Source organism: Sphaerisporangium sp. TRM90804 (assembly GCF_029846175.1).
Classification (GTDB): domain Bacteria; phylum Actinomycetota; class Actinomycetes; order Streptosporangiales; family Streptosporangiaceae; genus Sphaerisporangium.
In genome coordinates, this window is the sequence record NZ_JARWAC010000038.1 from 26069 (window position 1) to 40546 (window position 14478).

At 73.6% G+C, this 14478-nt stretch carries 16 protein-coding genes; 5 read left to right on the top strand and 11 right to left on the bottom strand.

Features of this window, described 5'->3' with window-relative positions; all coding sequences use genetic code 11:
- Nucleotides 1-299 precede the first annotated feature (299 nt).
- Nucleotides 300-1205: a 5'-3' exonuclease gene (locus tag PYR91_RS34850; RefSeq protein WP_279787025.1), complete on the top strand. Its 906-nt coding sequence runs from the start codon at nucleotides 300-302 to the stop codon at nucleotides 1203-1205.
- Between the two features lie 11 nt (nucleotides 1206-1216).
- On the top strand, nucleotides 1217-2659 hold the full coding sequence (locus PYR91_RS34855) for an RNB domain-containing ribonuclease (protein ID WP_279787027.1): 1443 nt from the start codon (nucleotides 1217-1219) through the stop codon (nucleotides 2657-2659).
- A 27-nt stretch (nucleotides 2660-2686) separates the two neighbouring features.
- Here the strand turns inward: PYR91_RS34855 and PYR91_RS34860 are convergent, their stop codons facing one another.
- The gene (locus PYR91_RS34860) at nucleotides 2687-2809 is read right to left on the bottom strand and encodes a hypothetical protein (RefSeq protein ID WP_279787028.1); all 123 of its coding nucleotides are present in this window, start codon (nucleotides 2807-2809) and stop codon (nucleotides 2687-2689) included.
- A gap of 9 nt (nucleotides 2810-2818) precedes the next feature.
- Between PYR91_RS34860 and PYR91_RS34865 the strand changes: the two genes are divergently transcribed.
- Nucleotides 2819-3439: a serine hydrolase gene (locus PYR91_RS34865; protein ID WP_279787030.1), complete on the top strand. Its 621-nt coding sequence runs from the start codon at nucleotides 2819-2821 to the stop codon at nucleotides 3437-3439.
- Between the two features lie 96 nt (nucleotides 3440-3535).
- Nucleotides 3536-3718, top strand: coding sequence for a hypothetical protein (locus PYR91_RS34870; protein WP_279787032.1), 183 nt, complete (start codon nucleotides 3536-3538; stop codon nucleotides 3716-3718).
- A 22-nt stretch (nucleotides 3719-3740) separates the two neighbouring features.
- Here PYR91_RS34870 and PYR91_RS34875 read toward each other — a convergent pair whose 3' ends face one another.
- From PYR91_RS34875 to PYR91_RS34905, 7 genes are all read right to left on the bottom strand, one after another.
- Nucleotides 3741-6491 (bottom strand): DEAD/DEAH box helicase, encoded by a 2751-nt coding sequence (locus tag PYR91_RS34875; RefSeq protein WP_279787035.1) that lies wholly within the window; start codon nucleotides 6489-6491, stop codon nucleotides 3741-3743.
- 61 nt (nucleotides 6492-6552) lie between these two features.
- Nucleotides 6553-7440: a YegS/Rv2252/BmrU family lipid kinase gene (locus PYR91_RS34880; RefSeq protein ID WP_279787036.1), complete on the bottom strand. Its 888-nt coding sequence runs from the start codon at nucleotides 7438-7440 to the stop codon at nucleotides 6553-6555.
- A 91-nt stretch (nucleotides 7441-7531) separates the two neighbouring features.
- Nucleotides 7532-8317: a twin-arginine translocase subunit TatC gene (gene tatC / locus PYR91_RS34885; protein ID WP_279787038.1), complete on the bottom strand. Its 786-nt coding sequence runs from the start codon at nucleotides 8315-8317 to the stop codon at nucleotides 7532-7534.
- 126 nt (nucleotides 8318-8443) lie between these two features.
- Nucleotides 8444-8806 (bottom strand): Sec-independent protein translocase subunit TatA, encoded by a 363-nt coding sequence (gene tatA / locus PYR91_RS34890; protein WP_279787040.1) that lies wholly within the window; start codon nucleotides 8804-8806, stop codon nucleotides 8444-8446.
- A 67-nt stretch (nucleotides 8807-8873) separates the two neighbouring features.
- On the bottom strand, nucleotides 8874-9062 hold the full coding sequence (locus tag PYR91_RS34895; RefSeq protein ID WP_279787041.1) for a hypothetical protein: 189 nt from the start codon (nucleotides 9060-9062) through the stop codon (nucleotides 8874-8876).
- Nucleotides 9063-9144: 82 nt separating this feature from the next.
- Nucleotides 9145-10101, bottom strand: coding sequence for a WYL domain-containing protein (locus tag PYR91_RS34900; RefSeq protein ID WP_279787043.1), 957 nt, complete (start codon nucleotides 10099-10101; stop codon nucleotides 9145-9147).
- Nucleotides 10098-11042 (bottom strand): WYL domain-containing protein, encoded by a 945-nt coding sequence (locus tag PYR91_RS34905; RefSeq protein ID WP_279787045.1) that lies wholly within the window; start codon nucleotides 11040-11042, stop codon nucleotides 10098-10100. The genes PYR91_RS34900 and PYR91_RS34905 overlap by 4 nt, the downstream gene beginning before the upstream one ends.
- 37 nt (nucleotides 11043-11079) lie before the next feature.
- Here PYR91_RS34905 and PYR91_RS34910 point away from each other — a divergent pair, with 37 nt between their 5' ends.
- Nucleotides 11080-12153: a DUF3866 family protein gene (locus PYR91_RS34910; protein ID WP_279787047.1), complete on the top strand. Its 1074-nt coding sequence runs from the start codon at nucleotides 11080-11082 to the stop codon at nucleotides 12151-12153.
- Nucleotides 12154-12166: 13 nt separating this feature from the next.
- Here PYR91_RS34910 and PYR91_RS34915 read toward each other — a convergent pair whose 3' ends face one another.
- The 3 genes from PYR91_RS34915 to PYR91_RS34925 all read right to left on the bottom strand — a co-directional run bounded on the left by PYR91_RS34915 (nucleotide 12167) and on the right by PYR91_RS34925 (nucleotide 14297).
- Nucleotides 12167-12610 (bottom strand): DUF3291 domain-containing protein, encoded by a 444-nt coding sequence (locus PYR91_RS34915; RefSeq protein ID WP_279787049.1) that lies wholly within the window; start codon nucleotides 12608-12610, stop codon nucleotides 12167-12169.
- Between the two features lie 33 nt (nucleotides 12611-12643).
- Entirely contained in the window at nucleotides 12644-13282 is a 639-nt protein-coding gene (locus PYR91_RS34920; protein ID WP_279787051.1) for a transcriptional regulator, read from the bottom strand.
- A gap of 67 nt (nucleotides 13283-13349) precedes the next feature.
- A complete protein-coding gene (locus tag PYR91_RS34925; protein WP_279787053.1) occupies nucleotides 13350-14297 on the bottom strand; it encodes an FKBP-type peptidyl-prolyl cis-trans isomerase in 948 nt (315 codons plus the stop codon).
- Nucleotides 14298-14478 lie beyond the last annotated feature (181 nt).

The following is a 14478-nucleotide window of genomic DNA, read 5'->3' on the forward strand; positions in this document are numbered from 1 at the left end:
CGGCCCCGGCGCCGGAGGTGCGAGCGATGAGCGGGTGGGAGCCGGCCGCGCCGTTCCAGGGGCGGGCGGTGCCGTGCGGTCCGGGCATCTGCCAGCCGGAGATGGCGCCGGCCCGGCGCCGAAGCGATGAGCCGGGGGGAGCCGGTCGCGCCGTTCCAGGGGGCGGGCGGTGCCGTGGGGTCGTTCGTGCGCGTGGGCTGTGGCGCCGGGGGTTCGGCGGCTGGGGAGGAGGGGCGCCTGGGGGTGGGAAGGGGGGTGAGGCGGTGACCTCGGTGGGGGAATGCTGGAAGGATGGGCGCATGCCACGGCTGATGCTTCTCGACACGCCTTCGCTGTACTTCCGCGCCTACTTCGGGGTGCCCGAGTCGATGACGGCTCCGGACGGCATGCCGGTGAACGCGGTCAGGGGGCTGATCGACATGATCGCCACGCTCGTGCGCGCGCATGAGCCCACCGAGCTGGTGGCGTGCATGGACGCCGACTGGCGGCCGGCCTTCCGGGTCGCGGCGATCCCGTCCTACAAGGCCCACCGCGTGGCCACGGGGCACGAGGAGGAGGTGCCGGACACCCTGGCGCCGCAGGTGCCGGTGATCGAGCAGGTGCTCGACGCTCTGGGCGTCGCCCGCGTGGGGGTGGACGGCTACGAGGCCGACGACGTGATCGGCACCTACACCGCTCAGGCCACCGGGCCGGTCGACATCGTCACCGGCGACCGCGACCTGTTCCAGCTCGTGGACGACGAGCGCCGGCGCCGCGTCCTTTACACGGTAAAGGGAATCCGCAACATCCAGGTGATCGACGAGGCCCACGTCACCGCCAAGTACGGCATCCCCGGGCGCGCCTACGCCGACTACGCCACCCTGCGCGGCGACCCCAGCGACGGCCTGCCCGGCGTTCCCGGGGTCGGCGACAAGACGGCCGCCGCGCTGATCACCCGGTTCGGCACCCTGGAGGCCATGATGGCCGCGCTCGACGACGGCGCCTCCACCGGGTTCCCCGCCGGCAGCCGCAACCGGCTCAACGCCGCGCGCGACTACCTGGCCGTCGCCCCGGCCGTGGTGAAGGTCGCCCACGACGCCCCGCTGCCCGACGTCGACGTGACGCTGCCCGTGAAGGCGCGCGACCCCGAGGCCCTGGTCGCGCTGGCCGACCGTTACGGCCTCGACAACCCGCTCAACAGGCTGCTCGCCGTGTTGGCCCCCTAAGATCCTGGATTGTGCGCCACACATCACCGGTCCACGTACCGGACGCGCCCCGGCTCTCCGGAGCCCCGCGCCTCGCCGACGGCTTCGAACGCGTCCGCGACGAGCTGGAGCTTCCCGAAGAGTTCCCCCAGCCCGTGCTGGAGGAGGCCGAGCGCGTGGCGGCACCGCCCGCCGTGCCCCGGGCCGACCGCACCGACCTGCCGCTGCTGACCGTCGACCCGCCCGGGTCGATGGACCTCGACCAGGCGCTGTGCATCGAGCAGCGGCCCAGCGGATTCCGGGTGTGGTACGCCATCGCCGACGTCGGCGCCTTCGTGCGCCCCGGGGGCGAGATCGACCGCGAGGCGCGGGTGCGGGGCGAGACCGTCTACATGCCCGACACGCGGGTCCCGCTGCACCCGCCCGTGCTGTCGGAGGGCGCCGCGAGCCTGCTGCCCGGCGTGGTCAGGCCCGCCGCGCTGTGGTGCCTCGACCTGGACGCCGAGGGCCGCACGGTCGGGGCCGACGTGAGCCGGGCGCTGGTGCGCAGCCGCGAGCGGCTCGACTACGACTACGTGCAGGCCGCCGTCGACACCGGCACCGCCGACGACACCCTGCGGCTGCTGGCGGTGGTCGGCGCGCTGCGCCTGGAGTTGGAGCGCGAACGCGGCGGCGTCTCGCTGCCGACCCCCGACCAGGAGGTCGTCCCCTTCGGCGACGGTTACCGCCTGGAGTTCCGCACGCCCCTGCCCGCCGAGACGTGGAACGCCCAGATCTCGCTGATGACCGGCATGGCCGCCGCCGCCATGATGCTCGACGCCGAGATGGGCGTGCTGCGCACCCTGCCCGCCGCCCCGCCCGACACCCTCGCCACGGTGCGCCGGGTCGCCGCCGCCCTGGGCGTCCCCTGGCCGGACGGCGACGGGTTCGGCGAGGTCGTCCGGGCGCTGGACCCCAAGGTGCCCGCCAACGCGGCCTTCCTGAAGGAGTCGGCGGCGCTGCTGCGCGGCGCCGGGTACACCGCCTTCAACGGCGAGCCCCCCAAGGACGCCTCGCACGCCGCCGTCGCCGCCCCGTACGCCCACGTCACCGCCCCGCTGCGCCGCCTGGTCGACCGCTACGGCACCGAGGTGTGCCTGGCCGTGGCCGAGGGAGTCCCGGTGCCCGAGCCCGTGCAGGAGGCGCTGGAGGAGCTCCCGGCCCTGATGACGGGGTCCGGGCGCCGCGCCTCGGCCGCCGAGCGGGCCTGCGTCGACCTGGTGGAGGCGTTCGTGCTGCGCGACCGGGTGGGCCAGACCTTCGACGCCGTCGTGGTCGACGCCGAGCAGGGCCGCCCGGGGGGCGTCGTCCAGGTCGCCGACCCCGCCGTCATCGCCCGCTGCGACGGCGACGCCCTCCCCCTGGGCGAGAAGGTGCAGGTGCGCCTCACGCGCGCCGACCTCGCCACCCGGGAGGTCCGCTTCACCCTGGCCTGAGCTCCCGGCTCCCCGGGCGAGCCGGCCTCAGCCGGCGGGGCCGCCGGTGGCGGGAAGACGGGCCGCCAGACCGTCCAGGACGCATTCGAGCCCGCCGTCGAAGCTCTGGAGGCCGCCGGCGCGATCACCATCCGGCGGCTGCTCAGCCACACCCGCGGGTTGACCTGCGACTTCACCTACAACTCCGGGCGCGGTGACGACTGCGTCGCCGCGTACGTCGCGGCCGCCAAGGACGTGCCGCTCGACTGCCCGCCGGGGACGGCGCTGTCCTACAGCAGCCTCGGCTACGCGGTGCTCGGCCGCGTCGTCGGGGTGCTGACCGGCCAGACCTGGGACGCCGCCCTGCGGGACAGGCTCTTCACCCCGCTCGGGCTGTCGCACTCGATGACGCTGCCGGAGGAGGCGCTGCGGTTCCGCGCGGCCATGGGCCACCTGGGCGCCCCCGGGCACGACCCCGGTCCGGCGCCGGCCTGGGACCCGATGCCCCGCTCGGCCGGACCGTACGGCAGGGTCATCGTCTCCGGCGACGGCTGGCGCCTGGGCTGGACCCCGTACGACTGGGCGGCGTACCCGGCTACGGCCACGACGGCAGCGCCGTCAGCCAGCACTCCTTCCTGCGCGTCGTCCCGCACGCGGGCGTGGCCGTCGTCCTGCTGGCCGACGGCGGCGACGTCAACCGGCTGTACGCCGCCCTGTTCGCCGAGCTGCTGGCGGAACTGGCCGGCGTGCGGATGCCGGACGCCTTCGCGGTGCCCGCCGACCCGCCGCGCATCGACGTGACCCCCTGGTTGGACCTACCGGCGCGAGGGCGTCGTCACCACCGTCACCCGGGGCGACGACGGCCGCGGCCGCATCCACTCCGACTTCGTCGACGGCATGAAGGACCTCTCCCCGCCCCTGGAGGCGGACCTGCTGCCGGTGTCGCGGTCGGCGACCGGGTCGGTGTTCGCCGCGACCGGCCTGCTCGGCGACGACCCCGTCCCCGTGGTCTTCGCCACCCTGGCGGACGGCGCCCCCTGCGTGTACATCGGCATGCGGGCCACGCCCAAGACCACGTGACCGGTCCGGCGGCGCGGCCGGCTCAGCCGACCGAGGAGTAGGCGACCACGCCTCGGCGCAGGGCGTCGATGGCGCGGGAGGCGTTCTGCTTCACGCGGCTGCCCTGGGGGGCGGCCTTGCCCACCTGGTCGAGCAGGTCGAGCAGCTGCTTGACCCAGCGGACGAAGTCGCCCGCGGCGAGGTCGCCGTCGGTGAGCACGGCGTCCAGCGTGTGGCCCCGGGCCCACCGGTAGGCCGCCCAGGCGAACCCGAAGTCGGGCTCCCTGACGAACGAAAGGCCGTGGTCGCGCTCGACGTTCTCCAGGTCGGCGAAGATGCGCACCATCGCGGCCAGCGCGTCCTTCGTGCGCCCGGCCGGGATCTTGGGCTGGCGGGCGTCGTCGGCCTGACGGGACTCGAAGACCAGCGAGGACACGCACGCCGCCAGCTCGGCCGGCTCCAGCTCCTCCCAGATGCCGGTGCGCAGGCACTCGGCGGTCAGCAGGTCGAGCTCGGTGTAGAGCTGGGCCAGGCGGCGGCCCTCGGGCGTGACGGCCTCGTCCTGCAGGTAGCCGAGCTCGTCGAGCACCCCGCACACGCGGTCGAACGTGCGGGCGATGACGTGCGACCTGCTCTCCATGCGCCGGCGCAGGCCCTCGGTCTCGCGCAGCAGCTTGTGGTAGCGCTCGGCCCAGCGGGCGTGGTCCTCACGCTGGTCGCAGCCGTGGCACGGGTGGGCGCGCAGCCGGCGCCGCAGCTCGGCGATCTCCCACTCGGGGGTGCCGGGCGCGGCGCCCCGGCCCTCCATGCTGTCGGCGTCGTGGTCGCGGGCGCGCACCGGGCGGCCCAGATCGCGGTCGCCCAGCCTGGCGTGCAGGGTCGCGACGAGGTTGGCGCGGTCCTTGGGGGCGCGCGGATTGAAGCCCTTGGGGATGCGCAGGCGCTCCAGCGGCTCGACGGGCACCGGGAAGTCGGCGGCCGACAGGCGCTTGACCTGCTTGCCGCTGGTCAGCACCAGCGGGGAGGGCCCCTCGGTGCGCATGGTCAGGCCCGGGTCGAGGATCACCGCCAGGCCGGCCCGCCTGCCGCCGGGGACGCGGATGACGTCCCCCGGCTTCAGCGCCTCCAGCGAACGCAGGGCCTGGGCGCGCCGGGCCGTGCCGCGCTGCCGCGACAGGTCGGCCTCGCGGTCGGACAGCTCCCTGCGCATGCCGGCGTACTCGGGGAAGTCGCCGAGGTGGCAGGTCATCGCCTCGGAGTAGCCGTCCAGAGCCTCCTCGGCGCGCCGCACCTGCTTGGCGATGCCGACGACCGCGCGGTCGGCCTGGAACTGGGCGAAGGAGGACTCCAGCAGCGTGCGGGCGCGCTCCCTGCCGACCTGGCCGACCAGGTTGACGGCCATGTTGTACGACGGGCGGAAGCTGGAGCGCAGCGGGTAGGTGCGGGTGCTGGCGAGCCCGGCGACGGCGACGGGGTCGGTGCCCGGCTGCCAGTTGACGACGGCGTGCCCCTCGACGTCGATGCCGCGCCGCCCGGCCCGCCCGGTGAGCTGGGTGTACTCCCCCGGGGTGAGGTCGGCGTGGGTCTCGCCGTTCCACTTGTCGAGCTTCTCGATGACCACCGACCGGGCGGGCATGTTGATGCCCAGCGCCAGGGTCTCGGTGGCGAACACGGCTTTGACCAGGCCGCGGGTGAACAGCTCCTCGACGACCTCCTTGAACGCCGGAAGCATGCCGGCGTGGTGGGCGGCCAGGCCGCGCTCCAGGCAGTCGCGCCACTCCAGGTAGCCGAGCACCGCGAGGTCCTCGTCGGGCAGGTGTGCGGTGCGCTCGTCGACGATCTGCCGGATCTCGTGGCGCTCGCTGTCGGTGGTGAGCCGGATGCCGGCGTACAGGCACTGCATCACGGCGGCGTCGCACCCGGCCCGCGAGAAGATGAAGGTGATCGCCGGCAGCAGCCCCTCGGAGTCGAGCTTCTCGATGGCGTCCGAGCGGCTGACGCCGCCCGCCGACCGGCGCGGGCGCGAGTAGCCCCTCCTGCCGCGCGCCTGGGCCAGGCGCTGCTCGTCGCGGGAGATGCGCATGAGGTCGGGGTTGATGCGGGGCCGGTTGTCCTCGTCGACGAACAGGTCGTACAGGCGGTCGCCCACCAGCATGTGCTGCCACAGCGGGACGGGCCGGTGCTCGTCGACGATGACGGTGGTGTCGCCGCGCACCTCGCCGAGCCACTCGCCGAACTCCTCGGCGTTGCTGACCGTCGCCGACAGGGCCACCACCCGCACCGACTCCGGCAGGTGGATGATCACCTCCTCCCAGACCGCGCCGCGGAAGCGGTCGGCGAGGTAGTGCACCTCGTCCATGACCACGTGGCTGAGCCCGGTGAGCGTGGAGGAGCCCGCGTAGAGCATGTTGCGCAGCACCTCGGTGGTCATGACCACGATCGGCGCGTCGCCGTTGACGCTGTTGTCGCCGGTGAGCAGCCCGACCTTCCCGGCGCCGTAGCGGCGCGACAGGTCGTTGAACTTCTGGTTCGACAGCGCCTTGATCGGCGTGGTGTAGAAGCACTTGCTGCCCTGCGCGAGCGCCAGGTGGACGGCGAACTCGCCCACGACCGTCTTGCCCGAGCCGGTGGGCGCGGCCACCAGCACGCCGTCGCCGGCCTCCAGGGCCCGGCAGGCGTCCAACTGGAAGTCGTCCAGCTCGAAGTCGTACAACGCGCGGAAGGATGTGAGAGCGGGCCCGCTGTCGGCGTGCTTCTCCCGGAAGGCGGCGTAGCGCTCCGCAGGCGTCGTCATGCAGTTCAGCCTACCGATATCCGCATTCCGGTCCCGTAGAGCTCCGTCCGCCCGTGGGCCCTCAGCGGCCCGCGGGGGCCAGCACGCGCAGCGCGCCGGGCTCGACGGCGCAGGTGAGCGGCAGCGGGCCGACGCGCTCGCCGTCGGCGTAGGCGACGGTTCCGGGGGCCCGCAGGGTGACCCGGCGGACGCGCCGGACGGTGACGGCGGGGTGGGTGAGATGGGAGCCGCGGTAGACGCGGGGGAAGGTGCGCAGGAAGGCGCCCGCGGCCATCGGGCCGACGATCACCACGTCCAGCAGCCCGTCGTCGGGCACGGCGTCCGGGCAGACACGCATCCCGGCGCCGTAGCTGGAGGTGTTGCCGACGGCCACCAGCATGGCCTCCCGTTCGAGCACCTCGCCGTCGGCGATGATCGTGAAGGGCAGGGGGGTGAACGACCGGAGCTCGGCCAGCGTGGCCAGCAGGTACCTGCCCCGGCCGCCGGGGCCGGCCATCGCGTTGGCGCGCTCGTTCACCCGCGAGTCGAAGCCGCAGGCCATCACGCCGGCGAACCACTCCTCCCCGCCGATCCTGGCGGCGTCCACCGTGCGCGTCTTGCCGGCGGCCACGACGTCGGCGGCGGCCACCAGGTCCGCCCGTGGGATGCCGAGGGCGCGGGCGATGTCGTTGCCGGTGCCGGCCGGGATGACGCCGAGCGGCACGTCGGTGCCGGCGACCGCCTGGACGGCCAGGTGCACCAGGCCGTCGCCGCCGAAGGCGACCAGCGCCTCGGGGCCCTCGGCGACCGCCGTGCAGGCGCGTTCGAGGGCGTCCTGGCCGGAGGTGCCCACGATCACCGACACGGGCAGCCCGGCCTCGCGCAGGCGGCGCACGACGGGGTCGAGCAGTCGCAGGGAGCGGCCACCGCGGGCCGCCGGGTTCACGAGGAGGACCAGCTCACCAGCCACAGCCGGAACCTATCCGGGTAACGCCCGGCAATCCAGGGGTTGACCGCTGGAAACACCTGTGTGACAGAACCGGGCGGGGCCCGGCCCCCACTCAGTCGACGATGCCGGCGCCCGGCCCGTCGAGCTCCTCGGCCAGCTCACGCTGGCGCTCCGCCTCAAGGCGGTCCCTCTTGCGGTCGTGGAAGTACATGACCACCTCGGCGATCAGGAACATGCCGACCATGGGAAGCGCGAGCGCCAGCATGGTGAAGGGATCCTGGCTCGGAGTGGCGACGGCCGCGAACAGGAACATCAGGAAGATGACCAGCCGCTGGTGCTTCTGGACGACCCGGAACGGCACCACGCCGATGAAGTTGAGGAACACCAGCAGCAGCGGCAGCTCGAAGGACACGCCGAAGATGACCAGCATGGCCAGCAGGAACCCGACGTACTCCTGCATGGTGATGAGCGCGATCACGTTGCTCGGCGCGAAGCTCAGCAGCAGGCCCAGGCCCTTGTCCATGGTGAGGTAGGCGAGGGCGGCGCCCGCCGCGAACAGCGGCACCGACAGCCCGAGGAAGGCCAGCGAGTAGCGGCGCTCGTTGCGGTACAGGCCCGGGGTGACGAAGGCCCAGAGCTGGTAGAGCCAGATCGGGGCGGTGACCACGGCACCGAACATGATGGCGACCTGGAGGTTCACCATGAAGCCCTCGAACACGCTCTGGACGACGAGCGTGCACTCGCCGGCCTTGAGATCATGCGCGGCGGGGAGGCGGCAGTAGGGCCCCACCATGAAGTTCCAGAGCCGGTCGAAGAAGATGAACCCGACGGCCGTGCCCACGACGAGGCCGAGGATCGCCTTGACCAGGCGGTTGCGCATCTCACGGAGGTGCTCCATGAGGGGCATGCGGCCATCGGGATCGGCCGCGGGCCGGCTCTCGCCGGCCGGGCGTGACCGTTTCAACAATGCCATGCGGACGTCCTGGTCTCGCGAGCGGTCGTGGTCAGGTCGACGGGCCCTCGATCAGAGGGAGCCCTGGTCCTTCTGTGCCTGGGTGAGCGGGGTGCCGTTGACTCCGGCCTCGCCCGTGCGGGCCTGGGCGGTGCGCAGCCTGGCGTTCTCCTCCTCCAGCGCGCGCAGCCGCTCGTCGACCGACGGCGTCGCCGGCGGCAGGGAGGCCTGCGGCGGCGTGACGGGCGGGACTGGCTGGTCGGCCGTCGCGGCGGCCCTCGCGGCCTCCTCCTGCTCGTCCTTGGCCGTCTCCTTCTTGAAGAGCCTCAGCGACTGGCCGAGCGCCCGCGCGGTGTCGGGAAGCTTCTTGGCGCCGAAAAGCAGGATGAGGACCAGAAGAATGAGGATCCATTCCATGGGACCGAGTGATGGCATGAGACATCCTTATTGCCGAGCGACGTACGATCTCAAGTTCGATCGTACGCTGCCGCCGTGACTTCCTTCACCCCTCTCGGCGCCTGGATGCGCCGATCACGGCGTCGAGCCGCGCCTGGACGGGCTCCAGCCGGGAGGTCGCCCGCTCGATTTCATCCGCCAGACGCCGGGCGGCCACCACCACGCGGACGCCGAGCAGCACCAGGGGGACCAGACCGGCGACGGCCAGCCCCACGCCGGCGTAGACCCAGATCATGGCCCGCGACTTTACCGCAGTCGCGGCTGCTCATCCGGGAATGCGCCTTTCGCCCCTGTAGTCACCCGGAGAGACCGGGCCCTCACCCCACCGACTCGTAGTGGGAGAGCGCCTGGGCGGCCACCTCGCGCACGCGTTCGGCGAGCGAGCCGGGGGACACGACGCGGCCGCTGTCGCCCAGGCGCAGCGCCAGGCGCACGATCCAGCCCTGGTCGCGGGCGCGCAGGGCCACGCGCAGGCGGCCCTCCCCCAGCTCGGTGACCTCCTCGCACGGGTAGTACTCGGCGACCCAGCGTCCGGTGGGGGTGAGCTCCAGCACCACCAGTTCGTCGGTGGGCGAGGGGCGGAAGACCCCGCCGGTGACGTCGATCGGCTCGGCCTCGGCGGGCGGGTCGGCGGGCACGCCGAGCACCTCCACCTCCATCACGCGGTCGAGCCGGAACAAGCGCATGCCGTCGGCGCGGTAGCACCAGCCTTCGAGGTAGTGGCGGCCGTCGACCATCACCAGCCGCGTGGGGTCGACCTCGCGCGGGGTGACCTCGTCGCGGCCGGGCACGTAGTAACGCAGCGAGACGCGGCGCCTGGCGCGCAGGGCCTCGCGCACCGTGGCCGTGGCGTCGGGCGCGGCGTCCAGCTCGAACGCCACCTGGCTGCTGACCGCCGCGGCGCCCTCCCCGGCCGCGCGCTCCAGCTTGGCGATGACCCGGGCCAGCACGTCGCCCTCGCCGAACTCCGGCAGCTCGGCGAGCATGCGCAGCGCGACCAGCAGCGCGCTGGCCTCGTCGACGCCCAGGCGCAGCGGCCGGGCGATGGTCTCGGCGTTGTCGATGAGGATCTCGCCGCCGTCCCAGGAGACGTCGATGAGGTCGCCGGGCGTGTGACCGGGCAGGCCGCACATCCAGACGAGCTGCAGGTCGTCGACGAGCTGCTTCTCGGTCAGCCCGAACAGCTTGGCGACCTCGGGCACCTGGGCACCGGGGTGGGACATGAGGTAGGGCACCAGGGCCAGCAGCCGCGGCAGCCGGTCGGCCGAGCTCACGCCAGGGCTCCCTTCAGGCGCCGGATGATCGCGTCGCGGACGTCCGGCGGGTCGAGGACCTCGGCGTCGCCGGCGAAGCCGACGACCCACCCGGCCAGCCACTCGGGGTCGGCGAAGTCGAGCGTGACGACGTCCCAGTCGTCCTCGCCCCGCCGCACCGCGCCGGCCTGGCGCAGCCCCTGGCAGGTGCCCGGGCGCACGCGGACGGTGGCGACCCGCTCGCGCACGAGGCTGTCGCGGGTGCCCACCATCGAGCGGATGTCGACGCCGCCGGGCACGGTGACGGCGCCGGGCCGGCCGGTCGGGGTGACCGGCCCGCTGATCCTGCTCAGCCGGAACACCCGGGGGGCGTCGCGCTCGCGGTCGTGGCCGACGAGGTACCAGCGCCCGCGGCGGCTGACCACGCCCCACGGCTCCACGGTGCGGGTCATCAGGACCTCGCTGGCCGCCGCGCGGTAGTCGAACCGCACCACCCGGCGGTCGCGCACGGCCTCCCACAGACCGGGGAACGCGGGGTCGCGGGTGTCGACCCGCAGCTCCAGCGGGCCTTCGGCGAGCTCGGCGGTCTCCACCCCCGCGGCCCTCAGCTTCAGCAGCGCACCGCTCGCCGCCTCGGCGAGGTTGGCCCGCTGCCACACCTGTGCGGCCAGGCCGAGCACCGCCGCCTCGTCGGCCTCCAGGGTGATCTCGGGCAGCTCGTACGCCTGGCGGACGATGCGGTAGCCCGGCTCGTCCTCCCAGGGGTCTCTGTGCACCTCGACCGGGATGCCGATCTCGCGCAGCTCGGTCTTGTCGCGTTCGAACATGCGCTGGAAGGCCTCGTCGTTGCCGGAGTCGTAGCCGGGCACGGCGTGACGGATCTGCTCGGCGCTGAGCGGGCGTCGCGTGGCGAGCAGGCAGATGACGAGGTTGAGCAGCCGCTCGGTCTTCCGCCGGGACATCGGGCCTCCCTTCCCCTGGTGACGCTACCCTTGCGGCGTGATCCGGTGGCGCAAAGGCGAGGTGCTTTCGGTCCGGCGCGAGTGGCCGGGCGCGGTGGAGCTGGACGTGGCCCTCCCCGAGGGGGAGTGCCGTGCCCTGGCCTACCCGTCTCTGGTGGGCCGCCCCCGGCCCGGCGACATGGTGCTGCTGAACACCACCGCGCTCGCCATGAACCTCGGTACGGGAGGTTACGCCATGGTAGTGGCCATACCAGACCGTTTACCGGAAGATCCGCAAGGACCCGGCCACCTGGTCAAGGCGCGGTACACCCCCCTGCAGGCCACGGTGCTGGGCGCCGACGAGCAGGACTCGCCGTTCCACGAGGTGCTGCGGGAGGCCGACTCCCTCGGCGGCATGCCGGTGGTCGTCGCCGACCTGCACTCGGCGCTGCCCGCGATCCTGTGCGGGCTGTACGGCTCGCGGGCCGGCGGGCGGCCGAGGGTCGCCTACGTCATGCTCGACGGCGGCGCGCTTCCCGGCTGGTTCTCGATGTCGGCCGCCCGGCTGCGCGAGATCGGGTGGCTGTGCGGGGTGGTCACCACCGGCCAGTCGTTCGGCGGCGACGTGGAGGCCGTGACGGTGCACACGGGCCTGCTGGCGGCACGGCACGTGCTGGGCGCCGACGTCGCCGTCGTGACGCAGGGGCCGGGCAACCTGGGCACGGGCACCCGGTGGGGGTTCTCGGGGGTGTCGGCGGGCGAGGCCGTCAACGCCGCGGCCGTGCTGGAGGGGCGGCCGGTCGGCGCGCTGCGGGTCAGCGAGGGCGACCTGCGCGAGCGTCACATCGGCGTCTCCCACCACTCGCTGACCGCATACGGCCGGGTGGCTCTCGCGCCCGCGCAGGTGGTGGTGCCCGGCCTGCCCGGGGAGTTCGGCGAGCGGGTGGCGGCGCAGGCCGCCGGCCTCGCCGCGCGCCACGAGCTGGTGACCGTGCCGGTCGACGGCCTGCGTGAGCTGCTCGCCGAGAGCCCGGTGAAGCTGTCGACGATGGGGCGCGGCCTCGCGCAGGATCTGGCCGGGTTCCTCGCCTCGGCCGCCGCCGGCCGCCACACCGCCTCGCTCCTGCCCTGACCCCGGCGCGCGGTCACGCCGCCGGAGGGTCGTGGAACTCGGCGAAGGTGAAGGCGTCCGGGGACGGCCCCTTGGCGCGCAGCAGGTCGAGCCGGTCCATGCCCTCGGCCAGGGCGGGGACGTGCCCTTCGGGGATCCACCACATCACGCTGTAGGGCTCGGCCACGCGGTGGAACCATTCGCGGCGGCGGCGCAGGACGTCGAGGTGGGCGGTGCGGTACACGAAGTTCCACAGGTCCTCGCGGGACGCCCACACCGAGAAGTTGATCAGGAGCAGGTCGCCGTAGTCGTGCCGCACGGTGTCGTGGGGGTCCGGCCCGCCCTTCAGCCGCCACACGAAGCCGGGGTGGGAGTCGGACAGGGCGTTGATGGGCTCCAGCGCGTCGACGAAGTCGGCGAGCTGGGGGGAGTCGACGGGGGCGCGCATGTGCGCGACGTTGAGCTGGGCCAGGTGCATGCCCCCAAGGGGACCACTCCCGGCCCTTCTATGTCAACGGATATTGTTTTTAGAAGTGAAGGCCACGCAGCACTCCCCCGGCCGGGGGTTGAGGCGCGCGGTGGTGCGGTCGTCGCCGACGGCCGCCAGCAGGCCTTCGCACAGGGCCAGGTTGATCGAGCAGACCAGCACCGGCCGCTCGTCGGCCAGCACGTGGAAGGGGCAGTTGCGCAGCCGCAGCTCGCCCTCGGCCTCGTAGGGCTCGTAGCCGCGCTCGAACAGCGCCTCGCGCAGGCCGGCGGCCCTGACCCGCCCGCCCACGCGCCGGGCGGCCTCCTCGGCCGCCTCGTCGCCGCCCAGCGCGTCGACCGCCTCGGCGAGCACGGCCGCCAGCGTGCGGTAGTCGCGCGGGGGGACGCTCACCTGGCGCTCCTGGGGCGAGCGGAGGTACACCTTGGCGGGGCGCCCGCCGCCGGGGCCCGAGCGGCCCGACAGGCGCCGGAACGCCGACGCCAGCAGCCCGCCCTCGGCGAGCTTGTCGAGATGGAAGGCGGCGAGCGTGCGGCTCACGCCCGCCCCTTCGGCCGCCTCGTCGCGCCCCACCTCGCGGCCCTGGGCCGCCACGTAGTCGTACAGCGCCCGCCGCACGGGGTCGCGCAGGAGCCCGAGCACCTCGAGGTCGTCGCCGCTCACAGCGGCGAGTCTAGGCGCCGCCGCCGGCGGGACGTCACGCCGGCGGCACGCGGCCCGCGCCGGGAGCTCAGTAGGCGCCGAGGAGGTCGACGACGAAGACGAGGGTGTCGGTGCCCTTGATCTTGTCGCCGGAGCCGGCCTTGCCGTAGCCGAGGGCCGGCGGGATGGACACCAGGACGCGGCTGCCCACCGGGACGCCGACCAGGCTCTGGTCCCAGCCCTTGATGACCTTGCCGACGCCGATCGGGAACATCGCGGGCTCGCCGCGGGCCCAGCTGCTGTCGAACTCGGTGCCGCTGCCCCAGATCTTGCCGGTGTAGTGCACCAGGAGCGTCTGGCCGGACTTGACCACCGGGCCGGTGCCGGTGATCACGGTCTTGGAGACGAGGTCCTTGGGCGCCTTGACGTCGGTCTTGGTGGTCAGCTTGGGCGCCTGGTCGCCGCCGGGGTTCTCCAGGGTGACGCCCTTGACCGCCGGGTCGGCGGCGGTGCCCTGGGCCGCCTTGACGGTGGGCACGCCCATCACGTCGACGACGTAGACGCTGGCGATGGAGGTGTCGGCGCCCTGCGACTTGGCCTGCTCGGCCTGGTCGGGGGTGAGGCTGTCCTTGGCGACCACCGCGAGGAACCGGCCGCCCGGCTTGCTGTCCTGGAAGGCCTTGTGCACGACGCCGGGCAGCTTGGCGTCGACCTTGATCAACTGCGGCGCGCCGTCGTCGTAGGTGGAGCCGGAGGCGGCGTTGGTCTTGCCGTCCCAGCTGTAGGCGGTCAGGTTGGCCACCACCGAGTCGCCGTCCTTGACGGCGGCGCCGGTGCCCGCGGAGATCGTCTGGGAGGACGACGTGACCGGCGGCTTGCCCGACGGGAAGGTGACCTGCGGTTTCTTACCGAACGCCCCGCTGACCTTGACACCGGCGGGCGATGCCCCGGTGCTGGCGGTCACCTCGCCGCCGCCACCGCCGCAGGCGGTGGCGAAGAGCAACGGCAGGGCGGCGAGAACGGCCAGTCGGCGCATGGGTATCCCTCGGGAAGACATCACGTTCGCGTAACACTACCCGAATGGCGATACCCCTCGAGTCGGCACGCACGCGGTGCTTGCCGAAGCGTGACCTTTCCCTCGAAAGCCTTGCCCGGACGGCCGCGAGCGCCCGCCCGACGTGCCGTTACGCCGGGCGGGGATCACGGCGGGCGGGCGC